This is a genomic window from Crocosphaera sp. XPORK-15E, assembly GCF_034931425.1.
Taxonomy (GTDB): Bacteria; Cyanobacteriota; Cyanobacteriia; order Cyanobacteriales; family Microcystaceae; genus UHCC-0190.
In genome coordinates, this window is sequence record NZ_JAYGHQ010000016.1 from 233,823 (window position 1) to 256,117 (window position 22,295).

At 38.1% G+C, this 22,295-nt stretch carries 24 protein-coding genes; 7 read left to right on the forward strand and 17 right to left on the reverse strand.

What is annotated here, in order from left to right; genetic code table 11:
- Window positions 1-23 precede the first annotated feature (23 nt).
- The 3 genes from mreD to VB691_RS18590 are packed head-to-tail and all read right to left on the reverse strand — an operon-like array spanning window position 24 to window position 2,369.
- On the reverse strand, window positions 24-557 hold the full coding sequence (gene mreD / locus VB691_RS18580) for a rod shape-determining protein MreD (protein ID WP_323293010.1): 534 nt from the start codon (window positions 555-557) through the stop codon (window positions 24-26).
- A gap of 30 nt (window positions 558-587) precedes the next feature.
- Complete coding sequence (gene mreC, locus VB691_RS18585; RefSeq protein ID WP_323293011.1) at window positions 588-1,337, reverse strand: rod shape-determining protein MreC; 750 nt, start codon at window positions 1,335-1,337, stop codon at window positions 588-590.
- A gap of 24 nt (window positions 1,338-1,361) precedes the next feature.
- Complete coding sequence (locus VB691_RS18590; RefSeq protein ID WP_323293038.1) at window positions 1,362-2,369, reverse strand: rod shape-determining protein; 1,008 nt, start codon at window positions 2,367-2,369, stop codon at window positions 1,362-1,364.
- Window positions 2,370-2,724: 355 nt separating this feature from the next.
- Between VB691_RS18590 and VB691_RS18595 the strand changes: the two genes are divergently transcribed.
- Entirely contained in the window at window positions 2,725-3,096 is a 372-nt protein-coding gene (locus tag VB691_RS18595) for a single-stranded DNA-binding protein (RefSeq protein ID WP_323293012.1), read from the forward strand.
- Window positions 3,097-3,198: 102 nt separating this feature from the next.
- On the opposite strand, the gene VB691_RS18600 is transcribed toward VB691_RS18595, so the two are convergent.
- Together VB691_RS18600 and VB691_RS18605 are read right to left on the reverse strand one after the other, a co-directional pair.
- Window positions 3,199-3,543 carry a hypothetical protein gene (locus VB691_RS18600; RefSeq protein WP_323293013.1) on the reverse strand — a complete coding sequence of 115 codons (345 nt, stop codon included), beginning with the start codon at window positions 3,541-3,543 and terminating at the stop codon, window positions 3,199-3,201.
- 10 nt (window positions 3,544-3,553) lie between these two features.
- The gene (locus VB691_RS18605) at window positions 3,554-4,735 is read right to left on the reverse strand and encodes a glycosyltransferase (RefSeq protein WP_323293014.1); all 1,182 of its coding nucleotides are present in this window, start codon (window positions 4,733-4,735) and stop codon (window positions 3,554-3,556) included.
- A gap of 447 nt (window positions 4,736-5,182) precedes the next feature.
- Here VB691_RS18605 and VB691_RS18610 point away from each other — a divergent pair, with 447 nt between their 5' ends.
- Together VB691_RS18610 and VB691_RS18615 are read left to right on the forward strand one after the other, a co-directional pair.
- Window positions 5,183-5,434, forward strand: a complete 252-nt coding sequence (locus VB691_RS18610; RefSeq protein ID WP_323293015.1) for a hypothetical protein — start codon at window positions 5,183-5,185, stop codon at window positions 5,432-5,434.
- Window positions 5,427-5,768, forward strand: coding sequence for a type II toxin-antitoxin system PemK/MazF family toxin (locus tag VB691_RS18615; RefSeq protein WP_323293016.1), 342 nt, complete (start codon window positions 5,427-5,429; stop codon window positions 5,766-5,768). The genes VB691_RS18610 and VB691_RS18615 overlap by 8 nt, the downstream gene beginning before the upstream one ends.
- Before the next feature lie 54 nt (window positions 5,769-5,822).
- Here VB691_RS18615 and VB691_RS18620 read toward each other — a convergent pair whose 3' ends face one another.
- On the reverse strand, window positions 5,823-7,550 hold the full coding sequence (locus VB691_RS18620) for a diflavin flavoprotein (protein ID WP_323293017.1): 1,728 nt from the start codon (window positions 7,548-7,550) through the stop codon (window positions 5,823-5,825).
- Window positions 7,551-7,762: 212 nt separating this feature from the next.
- On the opposite strand from VB691_RS18620, the gene VB691_RS18625 reads away from it, so the two are divergent.
- Together VB691_RS18625 and VB691_RS18630 are read left to right on the forward strand one after the other, a co-directional pair.
- On the forward strand, window positions 7,763-8,026 hold the full coding sequence (locus tag VB691_RS18625) for a hypothetical protein (RefSeq protein WP_323293018.1): 264 nt from the start codon (window positions 7,763-7,765) through the stop codon (window positions 8,024-8,026).
- On the forward strand, window positions 7,998-8,318 hold the full coding sequence (locus tag VB691_RS18630) for a hypothetical protein (protein WP_323293019.1): 321 nt from the start codon (window positions 7,998-8,000) through the stop codon (window positions 8,316-8,318). Before VB691_RS18625 ends, VB691_RS18630 begins: the two co-directional genes overlap by 29 nt.
- Window positions 8,319-8,376: 58 nt before the next feature.
- Here the strand turns inward: VB691_RS18630 and VB691_RS18635 are convergent, their stop codons facing one another.
- A complete protein-coding gene (locus tag VB691_RS18635) occupies window positions 8,377-9,009 on the reverse strand; it encodes a Uma2 family endonuclease (protein WP_323293020.1) in 633 nt (210 codons plus the stop codon).
- Window positions 9,010-9,057: 48 nt separating this feature from the next.
- Here VB691_RS18635 and VB691_RS18640 point away from each other — a divergent pair, with 48 nt between their 5' ends.
- Complete coding sequence (locus VB691_RS18640; RefSeq protein WP_323293021.1) at window positions 9,058-9,270, forward strand: type II toxin-antitoxin system HicB family antitoxin; 213 nt, start codon at window positions 9,058-9,060, stop codon at window positions 9,268-9,270.
- A gap of 56 nt (window positions 9,271-9,326) precedes the next feature.
- Here VB691_RS18640 and VB691_RS18645 read toward each other — a convergent pair whose 3' ends face one another.
- From VB691_RS18645 to VB691_RS18690, 10 genes are all read right to left on the reverse strand, one after another.
- Window positions 9,327-12,209 (reverse strand): 4Fe-4S binding protein, encoded by a 2,883-nt coding sequence (locus tag VB691_RS18645; protein WP_323293022.1) that lies wholly within the window; start codon window positions 12,207-12,209, stop codon window positions 9,327-9,329.
- 30 nt (window positions 12,210-12,239) lie between these two features.
- On the reverse strand, window positions 12,240-12,590 hold the full coding sequence (locus VB691_RS18650; protein WP_323293023.1) for a hypothetical protein: 351 nt from the start codon (window positions 12,588-12,590) through the stop codon (window positions 12,240-12,242).
- Between the two features lie 11 nt (window positions 12,591-12,601).
- Window positions 12,602-13,381 (reverse strand): MinD/ParA family protein, encoded by a 780-nt coding sequence (locus VB691_RS18655; protein WP_323293024.1) that lies wholly within the window; start codon window positions 13,379-13,381, stop codon window positions 12,602-12,604.
- Between the two features lie 330 nt (window positions 13,382-13,711).
- The gene (locus VB691_RS18660; protein WP_323293025.1) at window positions 13,712-14,071 is read right to left on the reverse strand and encodes a hypothetical protein; all 360 of its coding nucleotides are present in this window, start codon (window positions 14,069-14,071) and stop codon (window positions 13,712-13,714) included.
- A gap of 88 nt (window positions 14,072-14,159) precedes the next feature.
- Window positions 14,160-15,293, reverse strand: coding sequence for a DegT/DnrJ/EryC1/StrS family aminotransferase (locus VB691_RS18665; protein WP_323293026.1), 1,134 nt, complete (start codon window positions 15,291-15,293; stop codon window positions 14,160-14,162).
- 84 nt (window positions 15,294-15,377) lie between these two features.
- Complete coding sequence (locus VB691_RS18670) at window positions 15,378-15,638, reverse strand: hypothetical protein (RefSeq protein ID WP_416245286.1); 261 nt, start codon at window positions 15,636-15,638, stop codon at window positions 15,378-15,380.
- 64 nt (window positions 15,639-15,702) lie between these two features.
- A complete protein-coding gene (locus VB691_RS18675) occupies window positions 15,703-15,921 on the reverse strand; it encodes a DUF433 domain-containing protein (RefSeq protein ID WP_323293027.1) in 219 nt (72 codons plus the stop codon).
- Window positions 15,922-16,051: 130 nt separating this feature from the next.
- The gene (locus VB691_RS18680) at window positions 16,052-17,392 is read right to left on the reverse strand and encodes a TMEM143 family protein (protein WP_323293028.1); all 1,341 of its coding nucleotides are present in this window, start codon (window positions 17,390-17,392) and stop codon (window positions 16,052-16,054) included.
- A gap of 47 nt (window positions 17,393-17,439) precedes the next feature.
- A complete protein-coding gene (locus tag VB691_RS18685) occupies window positions 17,440-18,615 on the reverse strand; it encodes an S-layer homology domain-containing protein (RefSeq protein WP_323293029.1) in 1,176 nt (391 codons plus the stop codon).
- Window positions 18,616-18,744: 129 nt separating this feature from the next.
- Complete coding sequence (locus VB691_RS18690; RefSeq protein ID WP_323293030.1) at window positions 18,745-21,213, reverse strand: HD family phosphohydrolase; 2,469 nt, start codon at window positions 21,211-21,213, stop codon at window positions 18,745-18,747.
- A 574-nt stretch (window positions 21,214-21,787) separates the two neighbouring features.
- Between VB691_RS18690 and VB691_RS18695 the strand changes: the two genes are divergently transcribed.
- Window positions 21,788-22,295 (forward strand): transposase (locus tag VB691_RS18695; protein WP_323293031.1); only part of this gene is annotated, 508 nt, incomplete at its 3' end.

Below are 22,295 nucleotides of genomic sequence, written 5' to 3' on the forward strand. Positions count from 1 at the left end.
TGTTATTGTCTAATTCCAGTTACCTATTTTTGACTACTCGCTTTATAAGGAGCTTTATCCCACCAAGAATTAAGGGGATAATAGACAACAGGGGCCCATAAACTACTTAAAATGGCTGAAGATAACACTAATTGTTGATAGTCACGCCAGATATCTGTCAAGGGGCGCATCCCTCCTAGAATATATTGAATCGATGTACTTGTTTCAGCAACAATCACCATACCAAATACAATTAAAGCAACTGAGATAAAATCTTCTTGAATATATTTTTGTTTCTGAAGACGTGCCGTTAAAACTCCAACCATAACTAAACTCAAAATATGGGAAGGATAGGCCCCCGTAAGTCCATCTTGAATTAATCCCATAACTAACCCTGCTATCATCCCTTGAAATACTGTTCTTTTCATACTCCAAACTACCAGCCAAATTAACACCCAATTAGTGCCAATACCGAGTAATTCCATCCCAGGAAGACGAGTCAGAGACAGTAGCAGACACAAGGTAGCTGAACTGCCGATAATAAGATTATTAAGAAAAGAATATCGCTGCCAGTTCATGGGTTCATAATTAATAGTTAATGAATCTTTTTACTTACTTTTAAACGGATGAATAACCGCCCATTCTAAATCATTAATCGGGGAAGTTAATAAAATTTTCGCTTCGGGGGCCGGGCCCTTTTCCAAGTCAACAGACTGTACTCGTCCAATGGGTAAACCATCAGGAAAAAGACGACTAACAGGAGAAGTAGTAATCGTATCCCCAGGACTGACTTTAGGCACTTTTTCAAAAAAGCGCATCACGGCAATACGGGAACCATCCCCTTTAATGACTCCCATCGTACCAGTACGACTCACCCTAGCACCAACATGACTGGTAGGATCACTAACGAGCAAAACGCGGCTGGTATGGGGAGTGACATCAACAACACGACCAATTAATCCGCCAATCCCCGTTACCACAAAGCCGACTTCTATGCCATCTTTACTGCCGCGGCCCAGAATCACCTGTTTCCACCAATCATCCGCGCTGCGGCCAATAATGGGAGCCGCAATCACGTTTTTTTGTTGAGCTTCAAAATAACCAAGCAGTTTTTGCAATTGCTCATTTTGTCGCTCTAATTCCACTAAACGCTGTTCTAGTTCAATGGTTCGCGCGTTGGTTAGTCGCTCTTGTACGACTTGAGGGGACTCGGACTGTAAAGGACGAGTCACCCAATAATACATTTCCAGGATAGCGGCCCCTTGGGTTTGACGCAGAAACCAACCCATTCCTAAAGCGACCCCGGCCCAGATTAGTTTGGAGCCATACCGAGCATACCAACGACGCACTATCAGCATTTTGTGTCTTTCTTTCTGTCCTGTTTACATCATGCGAGAGCTTTCGCTTAAAATCCGATCTAAAACGGTGGGGTGTTTCAGCACTTCTCCAGTTCCTTTGACCACACAGAGCAGGGGATCTTCAGCGATATGGGTGACAATTCCGGTTTCATGACTGAGTAAGGTATCGAGTCCCCGTAATAAGGCTCCACCACCCGCTAACATGATGCCGCGATCGATGATATCCGCCGCTAATTCGGGAGGGGTACGCTCTAACGTCCGTTTAATGGCATCGACAATGACGGCTAAGGGTTCGGCCATACTCTCACGGATTTCTTCCCCTTTGACGGTGACGGTACGAGGCAACCCTGACATGAGGTGTAACCCGCGCACTTCCATGGTGGGTTCTTCTTCATGACGCATGGGATAAGCAGAGGCTAGACGAATTTTGATTTCTTCGGCAGTCCGTTCCCCAATCACCATGTTATGGACTTTTTTCAGGTAGTGGATGATGGACTCAGTTAATTCATCCCCTGCAACCCTGACAGACTCGCTTAATACCCGTCCTTGTAAACTCAGAACTGCTACTTCTGTAGTTCCCCCACCGATGTCAACAATCATGTTTCCGGTGGCTTCTGTTACGGGTAAACCTGCCCCTAAAGCTGCGGCGATGGGTTCTTCAATTAAACCCACATCTCTGGCCCCTGCTTCTCTGGCCGCATCAATGACGGCCCGTCTTTCCACTTCTGTAATGCCACTAGGAATGCCAATGACCATCCGAGGGTTGCCCAAAGGACTTCCTTCATGGGCCCGACGAATAAACTCTTTGAGCATGATCATGGCACTCAAAAAGTCCGCAATTACCCCATCTCGCAACGGACGCAAAGCCACCACATTACCTGGGGTACGTCCTAACATTTTTTTGGCTTCTTCCCCCACCGCTAGGGGAATTTTGCGATCTTTATCAATGGCCACAACGGATGGCTCGTTCAGGACAATACCTTTGCCGGAAACATAGACCAGGGTGTTAGCAGTCCCTAGATCTATGCCCATGTCCCGCGATAAGGAAAAACGACTAAAAATACCCACGTTTGCTTATGCCCCTTAATATAAAAGACTACTATGGTTCAATGACCCACAGGGGGTCGAACGGATTTTATTACGTTTCTTTTAGTAAGTCTAGCTGCATTAATCAATTTATACTAGAAATCGGCCAATAGTTAAGTAGAAGTTATCAGTGATGTCACGTTTGACAAGGGGGCGGAGGGATTTGTTCCCGTTGTGGAGGCAGGCCAGCAGAGATCCATGAAGAAATTGACAAAAATAAATTTTCTACCTGGTCGCTGGTCACTGATAACTGATAACTGATAAAATACGTTAGTACCAAATAAATTCGAGCATAAATTTTATGGGCGTAAATGTTGTTAATTTAGTCGGTCGTGCTGGCAGAGATCCAGAAGTCAGATATTTTGAATCGGGAACGGTTTTGTGTACTTTGACGTTAGCGGTTAATCGTCGTTCTAGTAAAAGTGATGAACCAGATTGGTTTAATTTAAAAATCTGGGGAAAGACTGCAGAAATCGCCGCTAATTATGTTAAGAAAGGTGGCTTAATTGGTATTCAAGGTTCATTGGAAATTGAAACTTGGACAGATCGGAATACAGGGATAAATCGTTCGAGTCCTGTAATTCGGGTTGATCGTTTGGATTTATTAGGCTCAAAACGGGATACTGATCCTAATTTAGTTGGAAGTTATCAAGAGGGAAATGATGAATTTTAAAATCCTTAATCTTTAATTGTTATTGGTGGGTTATGGGATCATAATTTATTGATTAATTATTCATTATAGCCCACCCAATTATGAGGTAACAAGTTTCTTTAATCATTTCCTAAATTTTTGATAATCAAAAATAAAATCATAAAAAACAACCCCGATTAAAATTAATCCTGGAATGGTTAATCGACTAATAATTAAGGCGACACCAATACTGATAATAATTCCCCATAAAGATGTTTGACGAATGATTTGAAAGTTTTCTATTGTCCGTTGATGTTTATTGAATTTGATTAACTCCTTTTGTTGTATAACTTCTCGATAAATTTGCAAACAAGCATCAATTTCTTCGGGAGCAGTTGCTGTTATTAGACGCTTTTCTAATGCTTGTATAATTGTTACATTGTCCGTTTTTTCTCTCAAGGATAATTGAGATTCTTTTTCTAAATCCATTGTTTTATCTTTACTCAATCATTAATTCAGGAACATATTTTAAAATTTTTTCTGCTCGTTTTTCCCAAGAAAATTCTTTCCCATACTCGATATTTTCCTGATACCCTCCTATTTTTCTAGGATACATTTTCAATGCTTTTTCAATTGACTCGGCAAAAATAATCGGATTATCCGGTTCGCACCAAACCCCAACAGGAACAGTATTTTTAAAGTACATTAAGGGAGGAATTTCTGTAGAAACAAGGGGGGTTCCTGATGCTAAATATTGAAAAAATTTGACAGGATTAGTGAAATTTGCTGACTTTCCTGATAGGTGAGGATGTGCTAAAATATCCGCAGCTTGGAATAAACTAACAAGACGCGATCGCGGTACAATCCAACCCAAAAAATTTATATTATTAACTTGTTTATCTTGGGATAATTGTCGATAATGCTTAACTTGTTCTTCTGTTCCTCCTGTAACACAAAATTGAATATTCGGTAATTCTTTAGCAACATCAATTAACAAATCAACTCCCTTGAAAGGATATAATGCACCAGAATAAATTACTAGGTATTGACGGTCATTTTTTAATAATTCATTGCGCCATTTTTGGGCATCTTCTGGATACCTTTCTAGAAAAGATTGGTTAAATCCATTATGTAACCAAATTGCTTTATCTGCTGGCATTCCTGCATCAATTATGCTTTGTCTGGTTAATTCTGATTGAGTAATAATTACTCTAAAATAAGGGTTGTTAACAATGTCTTGATCGAAAGGACTTTCTGCAAAGTAATGGCTTTCAAAAATGGTTGGAATCTGGTTCTTAACAGCAGCTTTAGCAAAATTCCAGTCTCTTGTATGAACTGCCTGAATATTATTTTTTAGATGAATTGGCAAATAATATTTACAGACTAAGGTACTAAGATTTAGACGATTAATTCCTTTATCAATTATTTGAGGAATGGATAGGAGTAAAACCTTTAATTTATCTTGAACATCATAAAATTCTACCAAGCTTTGAGCAGGTTTTTTGGGTTTAAAGGGAGATAGTAAAGGGAATAAATTAAATCCTGATGTTTGTTTCTCTGGATAAGCTAAAATGGAAGGATAGCCAAGATTAGCGACAGAATTGGCACACATGACATCAAGATGTTCATGTGCGGAATCAGGTTTTTGTGACAGTTGACTATAAACTAAATAATGTTTCATTGGCAATTGATTTGATAATTTATTTCATGATAATCCATATTATAGGGCATTTTAGTATATTTTTGATTTATCATGAAAGATAACACAATAATATACCAAGATGATGAAATGTTAGATGAGTATGATTTTTGAGGAGGAGTACGAGGAAAATATTATCAACAATACAAAAAAAATATTAATTTTTTACAGTTAACTTAAAATTGTGGTTTTTATGTACTAAAATAGGTATAAGTAGAAAAATCACATTTTTATTCTATGAATAATCAATTTAATCATTTGTCTCAAATACACAAGATTCTAGAATCTAATATGTTAGATAAAAACTTATCAAGACATTATTTGATTACTGAAACAACAAAATCTCCAAAATTATCAGAGATATTAAAGCAACATGAAATACAAATAAATTCACCTTTAGCCGAATCATTAAAAATTAAGGAGTAAAAAATGCTCACTAACTATGAAGGGATCTATCGTAATGGTCAAATAAAACTGACCCAAAAACCTAAGAATATACCAGAAGGGACAAAAGTCATTGTTACGTTTATTGATTCTAGTAAAATCAATTTACAGGAACAAGAAATTGATCCACAAGAAGCACAAATTTTAAGAGAAAATCTTGCTAGTTTTGCCGATGATTGGAATAGTGAAGAAATGAGTATATATGATGATTATGATGGAACAAAATCTCATGATTAGGCGAGGTGATATTGTCCTTGTATTATTTCCAAATTCTGACCTCATAACCGCTAAACAACGACCTGCACTTATTGTTCAAGCAGATAATTTACAAACTAATTTGAATCAAGTAATTATTGCGATGATTACCAGTAAAATGTCTCGTGCTGGCCATTCTAGTCGTGTTACTATTTTAATCAATTCTCATGAAGGACAACAATCAGGTTTATTGACAGATTCGGTGATTATGACTGATAATTTAGCGACGATTACATTAAATGCGGTTTATCGGATCATCGGTTCAATATCAATGGAAACAGTTAGTAACGCATTAAGATATACTCTTGCTTTATAGTATTTATAACAAAAAATAATCAAAAAAAAGGTGGGCATTGCCCACCCTACCAGTTTAATAGTAATTGCCTACTTTTCGGTGATGAATTGCGGTTAAACCATCGGGGTTTGAGACTCGTCCATTGGTCACTTTACTATAAACAACCCAATGATCATTACACTCCATTCGACTCACCACTTCACACTCTAAATAAGCTAAAGCATCAACTAAAATTGGTGATCCATTATTAGCCGTTTGGATGTTTATTCCTTCAAAACGATCTGCACCAGGGGGAAACCGTTTGAGAAAATGCTTCATTAAGGGTTGATATTTCCCTTCTTCCAGGATGTTTAAAAGGAAGCTATCTCCCACCTGCATTAATGATTCTATCGCACGATCTTTGGCCACGGAAACCGTAAACCCAGGAGGATCAAAACTTGCTTGTGTCACCCAAGAAGCTAACATCGCCCCCTTGATTTCTCCTTTGGTTGCTGTTAGAATATATAAGCCGCCACTAATGCGACCAATCGCCTTATCTAAGTCCGTATCTAAAGATTTGCGTTGTTTAACTTTGCGATCTAGGGTTAAAGTTTGGCCTAAGTCGGTTCCAGCTTCTTCACAGAGTTGATAAATGCCTTCTGTTGGGATATCCTTAACACGAATGGACTTAAACCCTTGACCTAAACCTGCTTCTCGGAACTTGGTTAATAAGGGATCAATTGGTTCGTCATTTCCCCCATAAGACTCAAATAAACCCACATATTGCTTATCTTTTACCGCAGCAATAATGGTTCCTATATTACTGGTAGTTTCCTTGTTGTGACTGCCTTCTAAGGGAGGCATTCCGATCACAATTCCCGCAGAACGACTAACAACTTCATTCACATCTTGGGGATCAGCAGATTTAAGATCCACCATTTCAACCGCAACCCCTGCTTTAGTAATACCTTTAGCAATGGCTTGGGAAAGGCGATCGCTGTATCCGTAGTCAGAAACATAAAACACAGCCACACTTTTCTCGGCTTTGCTTTGTTCCTCACTCCAAGTGCGATAGCGTTCTACTAACTCATGAACATTATAGCGCAATAGAGGGCCGTGTCCATTGGCAACGGTGGTAATTTCTCCTAATGTGTCCATTCGCTTCATTGCAGAGAGAACAGACCGAGCATTAGGCCCCATTAAACACTCATAATAGAAGTGATAGTCTGGGGCGATCGCGTCTAAATGTTCATCATAGAGACTATGGGAACAATAGTGCATTCCAAAGACATCACAAGTAAAGAGGGTTTCTGTCCCTTTGTCATAGGTTAAAATGGTGTCAGGCCAATGTAAATTAGGCGCACTAACAAATTCTAAAACATGACCTTTCCCTAAGTCTAAAGACTCCCCACTTTTAACTAAAATACGTTCAAAAGGTTGGTGTACAAAGTCCTCTAAAAATTGGATGGCAACTTTAGACCCGACAATGGTAATTTGGGGCGCAAGTGCTAAGATATCCTTGACTAAACCACTGTGATCCGGTTCTGTGTGACTGATGACCAGATAATCAATGGTTTTGGGGTCGATTAATCCCGTTAACGTCTCTAAGTATAGCTGACGGAATTTGGCGTGAGAAGTGTCTACTAAGGCAATTTTATCCCCACGAATGATATAAGAGTTGTAAGTGGTTCCGTTTTGGAGTCCAAACTCGATATCAAAGCGATCTCTATCCCAGTCTAGGGAGCGAATTGTGCTAGTATCTTGAGCAATATCCGCAGTTTGTATGGTTAGGCGTTTCTCTGTTTTGATTGGGGTTGCAACCATATTCCTCTCCGTTATTATAGTGACATTTTTGTTTATATTGTGACACGATTCTGGGTTAAGGGATGTTTAAACTGCTTAGGAAACTGTTCAAAAAGTGTCATCAATTCCCAGACATTGAGAAATCAATGAATTTTTAGGTCAAAGAATCCCGACAAAATAATATTTTCAACTATACTTAAGTTATTATTAAGTGATAAATGCCTGTTATAATTATGACTAGCCTTAATCTCCAAACTCTTAAAAACGAAATTGATCGCTTAAGTTTACCAGAAAAACTAGATTTGATGGCTTATATTGCCGAAAAAGTGCCGATAGATTCCTTGATTTCAGCAGAAAAGAAAGCGATAGAACGCCTCAATGATTTAGATAAGTCTGAACAATGGATTACAACTCTTGATCAAGAAGATGAAATTAATGAAGAATCTTTAAATCATTGGTTACAAAAACGTGGTTATCAAACCCAGATATCTGATTAAAGTTCACAAATTAATTAATTCTCAGGATTTACCCCAACTCCCTAGAGAACTGAGGGAAGATTTTGTTAATTATCAGCGAATACTTGCCCTTGATCCTTATCAAACCTCTACTATTCCCAATCATACCTTATCAGGAAAGTTAACTAATTGTCGTGCATTAGAAATTGAGTGGAATGGTATAGCTTATCGGTTAGTTTATCGAATTTATCAATCTCCAGCCCCGAAACGAGTTTTTATCTTGAGTTTTGCAGAACATGATCCCGCGTATACTAATGCACAACAACGTAAATAATCCCATTATGACCAAAAATCAAAAGCAATTAACATCGTTTAACTCCCTTACTCAATAATTAAAGACGGCTTTCTGCCTGAAAAATTTGGTTTGCTGTCAACAATAATTCTGGAAAAATCGAAGAAGTAATATTTTCTTCTCCTTTAAACAAACTAACTTGATATTCTCCATTAATTAACTGATAAATTGAAATAGTAGGTTCTTTGGTGCTGCCAATATATCTGGCTGAACCTTTAGCTAAATAATCAATAATCCAATATTCTTTAATCCCTAATTCTTCATAATCATCGAATTTTTTTAGGTAATCATCGCGCCAATTAGAACTAACAATTTCAATCACTAATTTAGCTGATTTTCCCAGAGAAATTGAAGATGCTTTTTCCCAATAAGGATCATTGACTAAGTTTTCCCGATCCAAGACAATAATATCAGGAACATAGCCCGTATTAGGCCGATTAGGTTTAATAGCAGCAGTATTAGGAATGAAATAGGGTAACTTTAGCCTTCTGATTTCTATTTCTAAGCTTAACTCAAAAGAGATAAAGCCGCCAATTTCTTCATGTTTTCCAATAGGGCGCATCATTTCGACTAATTTTCCTTCAATTAATTGATATTGTTTGCCATCATCGGGATAGTCGTTGATATAATCATCAAAACTGAGAAGTTTGGGGATACTTTGGGTAGTTGTCATAGAAGATAAATTAAACTAACATTATCTACATTGTACAGGACTTACGCTATGTATAAATATCAATTATTCATGTATTGGAGTGAAGAAGATCAGGTATTTATTGTTGAAGTGCCTGAATTACCCGGTTGTGTTGCTCATGGAAATACTCAAATATCTGCTTTAGAAAATATTCAGGCAGCAATTCAATTATGGATTGAAACCGCACAAGAATTTGGTGATCCCATTCCCCAACCTCATTATCAAAGATTAATTATGGCATGATTGTAGTTTGATTTTTCTCTAAATTCCCTAGATGAATGGCTAAATTGATAATCTTACTATGAATTGGTTAACTGTTGTAACTGTTGTAAACGACGACTTTCTTGTTCAATTACCTTACGAGAAAATCCTTTATCTTGGGCGAGAAGTTCATTAAAAATTGATCCTTCAATCACCAAGAAAAATGCTTTAGGAGAAGTTACAATACAGGTTCCCATTGCTTCTAAATTACCGAGAATTTCCAACTCATTTAAGAGGTTTACTGGCTCAATTTCTTCCATAATAACCGTCTCATCTTCTTGGAGATGTTGAGACTCTACTTGACCATCTAAAAGCATCAATAAGTCTTTGCAAACTTCTCCTTGTTCCCAAATTATATCAGATTTTTGATACTCTTTTATAGGAACTTGATAGGATAATTCCATTAAACTTTCTGCTTTCAATGCCTTCAATAAATCACAACTAGAAAGATACAATAATCGTTCTAAGGGTGTGACAACTTTGGTTTCTTGTTCATCAGCATTAGCTAAGATTTGCTGTGCGGTTTCTTTCAGGGAAGGATTCAACATTAAATAAGAATCTAACAGTTGACGGGCCTGTTGTTTTCCCCGTTCATTATCCAGTTTTGCTAATAAATAAAGACTCACTGTTTTGGTTAAAGAATCTGGTTCTGCGAGCAAAGTTTCTAAGTAACTTGCCATCACTTTATCAGACAATTTAGCTGGTTTTGGCCCTTCTTGTTTTAACTGTTGTTGTAGACGAGATAAATGAGTGTCACTCAATCTTTCTGACCATTTTTGTTCATGATCTTCTAATAAATTTGGTAACACATGAGGGGTTAAACTTGCTAATGCTAACACAATACGAGTTGCTTCGGTTCCTGAGTCCCATTGTTCCAAAATCTTGAGAACTCCCTTAGCAATAACCCGTTGTTTTTGGGAAACTGTAGACCGCAAAATCTCTAAACCAGTCCTTAAATGAGGAATAGCTAAAGTAGCAGGAGGATGTAACAATGCGAGTTCAATATCTTGTAAATCTTGTAATTGATGTAAGAGAATATCACTACGACGTTCGAGTTGAGATTCTCCATCTAAATTAGCAATAATTTGTTTCTCTTCTTCTAAGGTAATACCATATTCTCGTGATAAAGATTCAACTGTTCCCCCTTCTTTATCTAATACATCACCAATGGCTTTTTCCTTTTTTACCACCTTTAATAATTCCCGTCCTAACCCTTTGGCCCCCCGTCTTCGTTTACTACCAACCATTCCCCGAATGCGTTGACGGAAGGTTTGTAAACGCAATTGATTTTCACGGGAACGCTTTTGATTTGGGTCTAATAAATCTGGATCTTCTACCCCTAATTCTGTTAATATAGTTAAGTGTTCTTGTTCACTAATGCCTAATTCTTGGCGCATTTGTTGCAGAACTTCTAAACTACTTGCTGTGTTAACATAACCTTCTTCTAAAGAATCTCGCAAAATTCCTTTGTACGCTTCTAGACGTTTATCACCAGTAAAACCAGGTAAAATCTTGGCTAACACATAAACTTCGTCTGCGGTTAATAAGTCAATAGAACGACCTTCTAAGAAGCGAGAAACATCAACCTGTAAGCGGGTTAACTGTTGTCGTAAACGACTAGCTAAACTTTCACGGGAATAACGTTCTAGACTTCTTCCCCAAGTACGATATAACCATAACGTACTGGTTAAAACTAATGAGATATTAAACAAATATTGTACTTGAATGGGAAACTTCCCAATATAAGAACGTCCCGCAAAAATAAAGAAAAAATTAAAAACCCAAAAAGTTGTTAAGGTAAAAACTTGGTGTTGTAACTGTTGAGGCGTTAGGATAGGATTATTTTTAAACTGATAGGTTTTGTAGAGTTTTTCTAATTGAATGCCGACAAAATATCCCAAAGCACTAAATAACCCAACTGTTAAGGGTGCAGCAATTAATCTGGGGATAGGAATGGGGGTATTAAAAAGATAAAATCCTGGGGAGAATAAGAGTTCTAATTGATTTTTTTGATGAGTCCAAGCACCAGATAATAAATAAGCCCAACTGCCTGAATAAAGATAATAATAAAGGAAAAAACCGACGACTAAACCCGCATAACTGTAGTAAAGAAACTTATAGTCAGGCTTTTTAATAGCATCCCAATAGGAACGTTCTGCGTCAATATCAATACAAGGACTATTACAAGCAACACAAGCACTGGTTTCTGTTCCATCAGCGTTTTGACGACGACACATAGATTGAGTAATTGCCGTTGTTTTTCCTTCATGGGCCACACTATTAAGAAGTCCTCTCGGTTCCCCATAAAACTCTTGTACAGGGGCCATAGGACAGAAATATTGACACCAAGTTTTTCCCCCATAAAGATAACCAACGAGAATAGCAGAAGCAATGGTCAATAATAAGAAAACACCTAAAATAGTGCGATTAGAATCATAGAATAAAAGACGGCCACAAACTCCAATATATAACAAGGCCAATTGCAGTTTTAAGGCATTTTTTCCCAACCAAGAATCAGCCTTTATTTTCACTAATTCATAGTGAGTTTGTCCGGTATTGGGATCAACCCGTTTCCGTTGTCGTTGTTTTCCTAAAGAACGAAACAGTTGAGACATGAACCCCAAAGGACAAATTCTCCGCCAAAATTCATGACCAAAAACTAACAACATAAACACGCCACTAGGAACAATTAAGCCCCAAAATAAAGACGCACCTAAATAATATGGTTCTTGTTCTAAACAAACTCCTTGAACCGTAATACAAGCATCAGGATTAATTTTAAAAGGACTCCAATGGGTATTACTATCAGTTAACCAAGGAGAAATTGGGTCATAAAAGAGGGAAAAAATAAGAATCAGCCAACCGCAGGCCAGAAACCATCTGACCCTGTGCATAAACTTTTCAGGAATGGTAGCTAACATGGGATTTCAACCGGGTAAAATGAGCAATAATTAATCAATTGTGTCAGTTTCAGATTCTTCTTGAGACTCTGTTGAGGCTTTCTTTTTTTCGGCCAGTTTTTTAAACAAAGATTGTCCCCGTTTTGGGGGATAAGTAACTCGATAATAGCGTTCATCTTCTTCGATAGTTTCTTCTAAAAAACCTTTTTTAACTAAAGGTTCTAGACATTTCAAAGCTGTTTCTTCATCTTGACAAATATGAATGGCAACATCGAGTAAACTAGCTTGATTTTGACGACGAATCCAGTTAATTAAATGTTGTTGTGGATCTGGAAGTTTTTGGAAATCGCGGAAGGTTAAACCAGAGGAACGAGACGACTCATCTTGGGAGGATTTAGTCATAATAATGTCCTCTAAATTGAGCCTTGAATATGGGAGACAATTCGTTGTATTTCCTTAGTTAAAGAGTGGTCAGGATGATGTAAACAAAACAGTCCTTGACTACCTAAACGCAGCATTTCTGTTGAGAGGGGAAGAATTCCCGCCACAGGTAATTGATAAGTTTCATGGACTTTATCTTTGAGAATACCAAAGTCAAAATCAGGCAATGCTTTATTAACCACAAGCAGCATTTTTGGCACTTCTAATTCTCTGGCAACTTCCACAATAACGGCTGTTCCTAAATAGTCTTGTTGATCAGGACGCAAAAGAATTACCAGGGTACTAGAAAGTCCAATAGCAAGCAAAGTTTCTTCGTTTAAACCAGGGTGAGTGTCTACAAAAAGATAGTCTAAATCAAAGGCCTCGCTAACTTCATAAAACCCCCGTTGTAGGAGTTCTACGTCATATCCTTCACTAAGAATTGTGGCAATATCTTCACTTTTCATACTAGAAGGAATCAGGAAAATTTTGCCATTGGGGCTATTAACTTGTGTATTGGGATCGGTTAGAACATAACTTACATCATAAGCGATTTGTTCAGCTTCACAGTCATCCCAAAGATAATCATTGAGAGTTTTCTGAATTTTTGTTTCATCGAGGCGAAAAAGAATGTGAATACCGGGTGATTGAATGTCTGTATCGACAATACCAACACGCTTACCTAACATAGCCATAGTTGTTGCTAGGTTAGCCGTCATGTTGGATTTTCCTGTACCACCGCGATAGGAGTGGATAGAAACAATTTCCGTCATAGTTGGGTGTTGTAATTGGATTCAAAAGTAATTAGGTGCAATGCAAGTAATAATTGAGTTAACAGCGACTGATCACGGTTTAACTCGGCTAGAAAACAACTTAAGGAATCAACGATGAGCTTCTTAAGTTTCCCTAGGGTTAGCTTAGAAATGATGATTCCTTTCTTTGATGGCTCACTCTGTTAGAGTTCCCAAAAAGCTCACGAAAATCTCCATGTTCTAGTTTACTCAATAATTAGGGACAATCGCTGAACAGGTTTACGGAAGTTATCGCCTGTTTGTTGAATGAATAATTTTTGTAACGATGCGATCGCTTGTTTCAGAACTCAATTAATGGGGTACGTTGGGAAAATTGGGGAAAAAGAACTTAATTAGCCCTGCCCCAATCGCCAAAACCAACCCAACTGCGATAGAACGATTAATAAACTCTTGAGAGTCTAACCGTTTATTAATTCCTTTGACCTCGACTTCCAGGGCTTTTATGTCCCCTGTCAATTTTTCTTCTAATCTCGTTTGTCCTACCTTCAAATCATTCACATCTTTTTGCAAGGTGTCAAATTTAGCACCAAATTGCGCCTCAAATTTTTCAAACTTGGCCTCAAATTTCTCATCAATCTTGTCTAACTTATTGTTGATCTCCTTCAAGATTTCTTCTAAGGAGTAAGTTACTGTGATAGGTGTTTGACTCATGGGTTAAATTCCAAAAGAGAGAATATTTTTCTGATCTCCCCTAGTTATTTTCTAGGGGACTGCTTTTATTATCGGTTATGGTCTGGTATTAAGTTAAATGTCTGACTAATGCCTCTCCGACAATTTTTGCTTCTTCTTCTGTCATTCCTGATGTCAACGGGGGACAAATATGATTCGGACACCAATATTCAGCGCGAGGTAAACTTTGTTCGGGACACATATCCTTAAATACGGGTTGTAAATGACAGGGTATTTCGTAAACTGTTCCCCCTAAAAATATGTCCTCTGCTGCTAAAGCGTTTTTAACCTCTTGGACTGTTTTTCCTTCCGGTAGCAGTACCATTAATTTATATTGACTGGCACTGTCCATGTGATCTGTCGAAACAAATTTGATCCCTGTCTCTCTCAAAGGTGCTGTAATTAACTCATAACACCGTTGTCGTCGCTTGATCATCTCTGGTAACTTAGCCAACTGAATTCGCCCTAAAACCGCATGAATTTCGCTAATACGGGTACTATTTCCAAAGTCCGTATGTAAACCCCCAAAGTCCATTCCTCGCTTACCTTGGTTTCTCAGCGATCGCGCGATATAATCTTCTTCATCGTCGTTAAGGGTGATCATTCCTCCCTCAAAGGTGGTCATAATTTTGGTAGGAAAGAAGGAAAAAGCGGCCCCATCTCCTAAATTTCCGGCCTGTACCCCCTTAATTTGACTCCCGTGAGCATGGGCAGTATCCTCTAGGACAAATAAGCCGTTTTCGTGGCAATATTCCACAATTTGGGGAAACTCAGCGGAAATAACACCTCCAATATGTACCCATAACACCCCAGAAATGGCCGGGTTTGCCCCTTTTTCCACAGCTTCTTTTACCATCTCTAAAGAGGGTGCAAAGGTATTCTCGTCCATGTCCAAATATTGAACCTGTCCCCCGACTCTTAAAACGGCGGCCACGGTGGCAAAATTAGTGTTAGTAGGGACTAAAACCGTTGTCCCTCCAGCTTTTTTGAGACGTAAAATGATTTCTAGTCCCGATGAACCCGTATTAACGGCGATCGCGTGTTTTGTGCCAACATATTCAGCAAAGGCTTTTTCAAATTCGGCCGTATTTTCCCCTAAAATGAGTCTACCGGACTTAAGAATTTTTTTTGACTCCTCGGCGAAAAAGTCAATTTCTTCGTCTGTAATATCGAAATAAAAGGGTTTGATGGGGTTATTGGTCATGTTATTTTACTGGTTTTTGATGAGGGTGCGTTTCAAAGATCACAGTTTACGGGAATTGGTTAAAAATTGCTAGTCTGATATCAATTAGGATTGACTAATAATTGTTGCTTGTCCTTTAGGGACTGTTCGTAAGATAGAGATAATCTGGGGAACTAATTGCTTTAAGTCAGACAATTGATTAGAAAAAGTCCGTAGAACGATAATAGCAAGAGCAAATTGTTGGAGATTTTGCTCAAAAGGTAAATTTTGAGCAACTGTTAGAAAAACATCGAATTCGGCTGCTGCAAGAGTAAGTAATTGACCATTTTTTGTGCCTGACCATCCCATTTGTGAAACTGTTTTCACTTCATAATTACTAAAGTCTCTCGCTAGTCTTCGATCAATACATTCATCTAACAGTATTTTTATGTTAAGCGACCTTACTAATTAGTTGTTTTTCAACTTCTTCAAGTAAGGTAATCACTTGTTCTTTGGTGACAGTGGGAAAACCGTCTAAAAAATCATCAATTGATTCTCCTGCTTTTAAATAATCTAACAAAGTTTGCACTGGGACTCTAGTACCAGCAAAAACGGGACTGCCACTCATGATTTCAGACGATACACTGATAATTGTAGAATTGTTTAACATTGTTTTCAATCAGGGTCAATTATCTCTATAATCAATTTTAGTATAATTATTAGCTTAGAAGTGTAACAAAATCTTCTTTATTTTTAAATAATAAAGCTCTTTTTACATTAGCTGTAATTATTCAGTTTAATTAACACCCATTATATTGAAACGCATTATCCCAAACATAATCAATTACCATTCTTGCTTGTTTCAAGGGTAATATTAAAATATTCCCTTTCTCATCATAGGATAAAATTGGCACATCTTTTTGCTCATTTTCATTACTTTCTTCTGTTAGAATTTTACCATGAATATTCTGTAAATTATTCAGTGGCCCATGAATATCAAAATTAATATCAATTCCTAACTTTTCCGTCATCCATTGTTCAATTTTCTGATCAAGTTGTTCAGGATTTAATTTTTCTTTACTGGTTAATAAATGATAATAAACTAAAATAATTTCCTTACATTCTTCTTCTTCTGCAATATCAGCTAAAGCTTGAAAAACACTAGCATTATTCGCTAAATTCTTAAAGAATAAAGTATCACTTACTTCTTTTTGAAACTTAATTTGTTTACTTTTATATTGATTATACTGTCTAAAAGCAAATCCCCCCAATGTAATAGTTAGGGATAAAGTTGCCACTAAAATAGGCATAATATCATGAACTTTTTCTTTTTCAACCTTAATAAATTCAACTATTGAAGGAGCATTAATTAAAATAGAAATAGCAACAATAATGATTAAAATATTAGGAAATGCTTTCAAAAGAAGGGGGACTGCTGCTCCAATTGCTGGTACACCAAATAATAACCTATCTTTCAAAGTCATGCTAGTTTTAATATTAGGAAATAGTAACTCAATATCAAGTTTTGGTATATTTTTATAGAAATAAAGATACATTTTTCCTGGAATAAAATTCAACTCTTTTTGTTGCTTATTTTTCTTAGCTTTTGCTTGAAAGTAACCCTCTCCTTTAAAGTGAATTAATAAAACGACTCTTTCCAAAATATCAACAATTTTTTCTCGTTCAAAAAAGCCAAATTTTTTCACTATAATTGTTTCATCAATGTCTCCACAATAGTAACATAAAAACTGTTCAAAATCATTAAAATCAACCTCTGTCTTGAGATTAATTAAAGATTTTTTGTCCAATGACTTTTGAATAATGTCATTTGGTAACTGTTGATAATTAGCTCTTTCTAACATATAATTAAAACCATCAATAACCTGACTTTTCATAGCTTCATGATCTCGAAGACTGGGACTATTTAAGGGTTGAATATCTGTATTAGGATTAAATACAACATAATTATCTTTAATGCTTTCTAAGGTTTCATGAAACTGAAAATGAAAGAAAGCAGATAAAATCTCACAAAACTCCTTAAATATTTTAATATTTTCTCCTTGAAGTTTCCCATCTTCAAGACACAAATTAATCAAATCTGTGCGACGATAGGGAATAAAAGATTCTCGTTTATCAATCATAATAAGAGCATAGAAATTATTGATAAAAAATTGCTGAAAGTTGCCCACTATTTCTGTAAAACATCCTTAGCAGAAAGTCCATCTCCTTGATAACCAAAATACCATAAAGTAGCCGCAGCTTCTCCTAAAGTAACAGGTTTTTTCGGTTGAAAAAGGGTAGTATAACCAAAGACACGACGCACATTAGACTGTTCACTATTTTGAAAATCTGCATATAAAGCTTGTACTGCTTTAACATCAATTTTCGCTGTATCTTGAAAACCCCAAGTTTCTTTAATACTATCAAGAGATGCTTTAGGTAAACCTTTTCCCATGTCTAAAGGAACTTTCCAAGTAATTAAATCTTCTCTGGTTAAAGGTGCATTAGGACGAAACAAAGAAGCACTACTATCCGAAGTTAAACTAGAGGGAATAATACCCGCTTCAGCTAACCCTTGAATAATGGGAAAATCTGGATCATTAACTGCAACATCAGAAAAAGCAGGTTGAGAGGTTTTAACCCCTAACCTAATTTGTTTTGCTGGCGTACTTTGATAGAATTTATTATAAGCTTCTACTAACCATCTAGCATAAGTTCGACGGTTAATTATTTCAGTCGCATTTAAGGTTTTATTTCCTGTTTTATCAAGACTTAAAACCCCCAAATTAGCAACCTCTTGCACATAGGAACTTAAGGCATCAGGAATATTTTCAAAATTAACAATTGCAGCCGTATTAGAGGGGTTAGAAGGGGGTTGACTGTCTGATGGAGTTGCTGTTATGGTAGAATTTAATCGTTGATATTCTAGAGAATAGTCTACTGTTCCATCATTAGCAGAAAGAAAAGAAAGTTTGACCTCTAATCCATCTTTCTGAGCCGCTAATATGTTATTATTAGCATCAAACGGTTGGGTAATTTCCCAAGAATTAGACTTAAACTGCTCTTGATAAAAACCAACAATTGTGTTAATGTCTTCCTGAGATGACCAACGAGTTAAACCTTTATCTTCAGTGGTATTATCAGCCACTTCTTTTAAAGTTGAATTCGGAGCTTGAGGAATAATAGTAGGAAAATTTTCAGGCAGTTTTGCTTGAGATAATTCAGTTTGTTGAGATTTTTTTTGTAATTCAGGGTTAGGAGATAAACGATTTTCTAAGCCATTAATGCCAGTACAAGCAGTTAAGAAAGTAATCAACAAGCCAAGAATACTATAACGGATAATCAGTGAAATTTTCAACAACATAGATTAACAACCAAAAGCAAATATAATCTGATCTAATAGCAAATTCAGTTTAATTAGGCCATTTATGTAGAAGCAATTCATGAATTGCCCCTACAGGGTAGATAAGCTGACAATAAAGATCATAACATTTTAATTGGATTTACTGGTGCTTTGATGTTCCAAAGCACCTTTAGGATAAACGATGCGTTGATGGTGAAATTGCTGCCATACCTTAACAAAAACCTCAGCAATGATTGGCAACTCCTCATATTTAATGCCACAATCTGTTAATTGATCATCCCGCCAACGGGCCTTAAAAATCTTATGAATCATCGCCAATGCCGTTTCTGGAGTCGCTTCTTTTAACGACCGTAATGCCGCCTCACAGCCGTCGGCCAACATAAGAATACCCGTTTCTCGTGACTGAGGAACCGGGCCAACATAACGAAAATCTGCTTCAGAAATGGGTCCCGTTCCGTTTCTTTCCGCCTCTTGTTTTGCCTGATAATAAAAATAGGAAATAAGCAAAGTACCTTGATGTTCAGGGATAAAATCACGAATAACGCGAGGCAGTCCATACTTATTCGCCATAACTAACCCTTCAGAAACGTGCTTTTTAATAATCTCGATACTGGCCCAAGGATCATTCATTTCATCATGTTTATTCGGCGCACCCATTTGATTTTCAATAAACCCTAAAGGATCGTGCATTTTGCCAATATCATGATACAAAGTCCCCGCCCTAACCAATTCCACATTACAGTGTAATTCACGGGCAGCCGCCTCCGCTAAACAAGCCACAAACAAAGTATGCTGAAAAGTGCCAGGGGTTTCCATTGCCAAGCGTTTCAACAGAGTACAATTAGGATTAGCCAGTTCCACTAAACGAATAGGCGTAACTAAATCAAAAATCCGTTCTAAATAAGGGGAAATGCCCAAGGCCATGACACTCCAGGCCATGCCCGATAACCCATAAAGAATGGCCCCCGGCAAAATCGCCGACCAGATAGTTCCCGCCACTGGTGCCGCAATTAAATAACCTAAAAAGTATAGACTACCTTGTAAAAGACCAATTGCACCCCCTAAACGGGCTAATTCATCCCGTGAACGCAGTCGCCCGGCCATAAAAGCGGCCAAGAGTCCCCCCGCAGTTCCGGCCAAAACATAACTCCAATTAATAGTAGCGGCAGCAAAGGTCGATAAACCACTTAAAAAAATGACTTGGGTTACAGCCAGGGTAGGGCCATAAAAGCTACTGGTGAGTAACCCCACGGCGGGTAGGTTAGTATAGCCTAAATTAAAAATTCCCAGCAGAGGCGTACTTAAACTCAACAAACACAACAGCAGATGATCTCGCCGACGCATGGGACGGTGTAGACGATTACTGATGACACAAAAACCAGTCACTGTCCCCCCTACCAAGATCGCAGACACCCCCAACCCCAGCCAATTAATACCCCTGCGACTGAGTTGGAAACTGTCAAGGAGGACAAATTCTTCTTGGGTAATGGTTTCTCCCGCTTCAACGATCACATCGCCGGCCTTGACTTCGACAATTACAGGTTCAACCGCTTGGGCCGCTTGTTCTGCCCTTCGCTTCGTTTCTTCCTTATCTACCGTTAAATTATGCTGATTTTGTACAATTTTCATCAACAGTCCCGTGGCCATTTGCAGGGCCGAAGGGGACAGGGAACTGTCTAACTGAATGGCAATGATATCTGTTAGCAAATAATCCGGCATTCCTGGGGGAATTCCTTGGGTTAAAATTTTCTGTAACGTGGTTATTAAGGTTTTTTGGGTTTTATTCCAGGTCTGATCATCCAGGTTTAAGGAGAGTCCGATCAGTTCGGGACTCAGAGGAGAAAGCTTTAAACCAGCCGTTTTTGAGGTGGCTTTGACATACCGTTGACGAGACTGTTTAATCGTCTCTAGAAGCCCTTTGAGGGTCGCAGTTGAGGTGGTTTGACCATACTTGTCTAATTGGGCGATCGCTGTTTTTAAGGAGGGTTGTAATTCTTGGTTTTTTTGAGATAAGGAGGCGGCCTTCCCCCCTGTGGTTAATCCTGTGACGATGGTTTGCCAGTCTTTTTCGGTGGCAGTTCGTAAATATTGTTGGGTCGAGAGGGGAATGATTTTAGGGTCAATGAAGGGGAAAGGGGCGGTTTGTTGCCGTAATTGTTCAATCTCCTCAATAGTTTCTGTTAAGTCTAATTTAAGTTGGGTGGTTAATTGTATATCCCTTTGTAGGACGGGAACAATGCCTGTGCGAACTTCTTTGCGTTTTTCTTCTGTGGTTTGGACATCTTCAAAAGTGCCATTGTTTGGTGCAATAATCCTAATTGGGGAAACGGTTCCCACCGATAGCTGAGGTTGGTTGTAGAAGCGATAACCGATTACACTGGTCAGAGATACCACAGCTAACCCCCACATCACAGGCGGGTGGATGTTTCTGATAGACTGAGATTTGTGTAGTTTTGCGAGCCAATTCGACGACTGGGGAGCAGTTGATGATTTCTTTGGGGCTGTAGTCTTCCCCTCCTTTGAGGATAAACCACGACTGTTTTGGTACTGTTGTCGTAGTTTCTCTAAGTGTTGCGTTAGGAATTGGAGCGTTTTCATCTTGTGTGAGGTCGTGTAAAAACGTCAGCGCGGATTGGTCATGAGCTTCATTAGCTACTAAATTAAACTAGGATATACCTTTAACGGTTGTTCATGGTCGGAGAATAACCTCAGCTTAATTATTGACTTCTCTATTACTTTAACTTAAATGTCGGCTAAGTCCCGCCCTATAAACGAGGCGGACGCATACTTCGACCCTTCGGCAAGCTCAGGGCAACGCAAGCTCAGCACAAGTCGAACCAAAGGCTTCGGCCGTGAGCTCAGCCGAACGGTGAGTACCGCCAATGTTGAGGCAGTTTGGTCTTGGCTGTATCCCGACCCTAAACTGCCGTTTAGGGTCGGGATACAGCCCAGGGCAATCGCATTTAATTTTTGAAAGACAGTTAGGGTCAATAGTTCCGCGATCTCTGTAGGCGATCGCTTGAAACTCAAAATCCTTACCAGATCGGGGGTCTGAAATTTTAATGCGATTGCCCTGGGATACAGCCTGACCAATATATTAACGTGCGAGAGCATCGACCTTGTCCGATAAATATATGTTAGCATATTGCTTGTTCTGTGCTAACATATATTTATGCTGACTTTGAACTACTCGTACCGAATTTATCCTGATAGCGAACAAGAGGCGTTGTTAGATGAATGGCTAGAAACTTGTCGCCGTTCTTATAACTATGCTTTGCGAGAACTAAAAGATTGGATTGCTTCTAAGAAGTGTCCAATAGATCGGTGTAGCTTAGAGTCAGAATATATCATGGCTGCTGATTACCCATTTCCAAGTTATCATCAGCAACAAAATCAATTACCGAAAGCCAAGAAAGTATTTCCATTCTTAGGGAAGGTTCCAAGTCAAGTCTTGCAAACTAATGTAAAAAGGCTTCATGACGCTTGGGACTTTTTCCGTAATAGAGGGTTTGGTTTTCCAAGATTCAAGAAATACGGACAAATGAAGTCTTTATTATTTCCTCAATTTAGAAGCAATCCTTTGACTGGGTGGCAAATAAATTTACCCAAATTGGGGAAAGTTCAAATAAATCTTCATCGTCCTATTCCTGATGGATTTGTTATCAAACAGGTAAGAGTTC

Excerpts from the sequence above, each read along its gene's own strand:
- VB691_RS18645 (WP_323293022.1), bottom strand. The coding sequence starts at position 12,209 with ATGTTAGCTACCATTCCTGAAAAGTTTATGCACAGGGTCAGATGGTTT.
- VB691_RS18625 (WP_323293018.1), top strand. The coding sequence starts at position 7,763 with ATGACTAGCCTTAATCTCCAAACTCTTAAAAACGAAATTGATCGCTTA.
- VB691_RS18675 (WP_323293027.1), bottom strand. The coding sequence starts at position 15,921 with ATGTTAAACAATTCTACAATTATCAGTGTATCGTCTGAAATCATGAGT.
- VB691_RS18685 (WP_323293029.1), bottom strand. The coding sequence starts at position 18,615 with ATGTTGTTGAAAATTTCACTGATTATCCGTTATAGTATTCTTGGCTTG.
- VB691_RS18660 (WP_323293025.1), bottom strand. The coding sequence starts at position 14,071 with ATGAGTCAAACACCTATCACAGTAACTTACTCCTTAGAAGAAATCTTG.
- VB691_RS18620 (WP_323293017.1), bottom strand. The coding sequence starts at position 7,550 with ATGGTTGCAACCCCAATCAAAACAGAGAAACGCCTAACCATACAAACT.
- VB691_RS18635 (WP_323293020.1), bottom strand. The coding sequence starts at position 9,009 with ATGACAACTACCCAAAGTATCCCCAAACTTCTCAGTTTTGATGATTAT.
- VB691_RS18640 (WP_323293021.1), top strand. The coding sequence starts at position 9,058 with ATGTATAAATATCAATTATTCATGTATTGGAGTGAAGAAGATCAGGTA.
- VB691_RS18595 (WP_323293012.1), top strand. The coding sequence starts at position 2,725 with ATGGGCGTAAATGTTGTTAATTTAGTCGGTCGTGCTGGCAGAGATCCA.
- VB691_RS18610 (WP_323293015.1), top strand. The coding sequence starts at position 5,183 with ATGCTCACTAACTATGAAGGGATCTATCGTAATGGTCAAATAAAACTG.
- VB691_RS18605 (WP_323293014.1), bottom strand. The coding sequence starts at position 4,735 with ATGAAACATTATTTAGTTTATAGTCAACTGTCACAAAAACCTGATTCC.
- mreD (WP_323293010.1), bottom strand. The coding sequence starts at position 557 with ATGAACTGGCAGCGATATTCTTTTCTTAATAATCTTATTATCGGCAGT.
- VB691_RS18650 (WP_323293023.1), bottom strand. The coding sequence starts at position 12,590 with ATGACTAAATCCTCCCAAGATGAGTCGTCTCGTTCCTCTGGTTTAACC.
- VB691_RS18665 (WP_323293026.1), bottom strand. The coding sequence starts at position 15,293 with ATGACCAATAACCCCATCAAACCCTTTTATTTCGATATTACAGACGAA.
- VB691_RS18690 (WP_323293030.1), bottom strand. The coding sequence starts at position 21,213 with ATGAAAACGCTCCAATTCCTAACGCAACACTTAGAGAAACTACGACAA.
- VB691_RS18615 (WP_323293016.1), top strand. The coding sequence starts at position 5,427 with ATGATTAGGCGAGGTGATATTGTCCTTGTATTATTTCCAAATTCTGAC.
- VB691_RS18680 (WP_323293028.1), bottom strand. The coding sequence starts at position 17,392 with ATGATTGATAAACGAGAATCTTTTATTCCCTATCGTCGCACAGATTTG.
- VB691_RS18590 (WP_323293038.1), bottom strand. The coding sequence starts at position 2,369 with ATGGGCATAGATCTAGGGACTGCTAACACCCTGGTCTATGTTTCCGGC.
- VB691_RS18655 (WP_323293024.1), bottom strand. The coding sequence starts at position 13,381 with ATGACGGAAATTGTTTCTATCCACTCCTATCGCGGTGGTACAGGAAAA.
- VB691_RS18600 (WP_323293013.1), bottom strand. The coding sequence starts at position 3,543 with ATGGATTTAGAAAAAGAATCTCAATTATCCTTGAGAGAAAAAACGGAC.
- mreC (WP_323293011.1), bottom strand. The coding sequence starts at position 1,337 with ATGCTGATAGTGCGTCGTTGGTATGCTCGGTATGGCTCCAAACTAATC.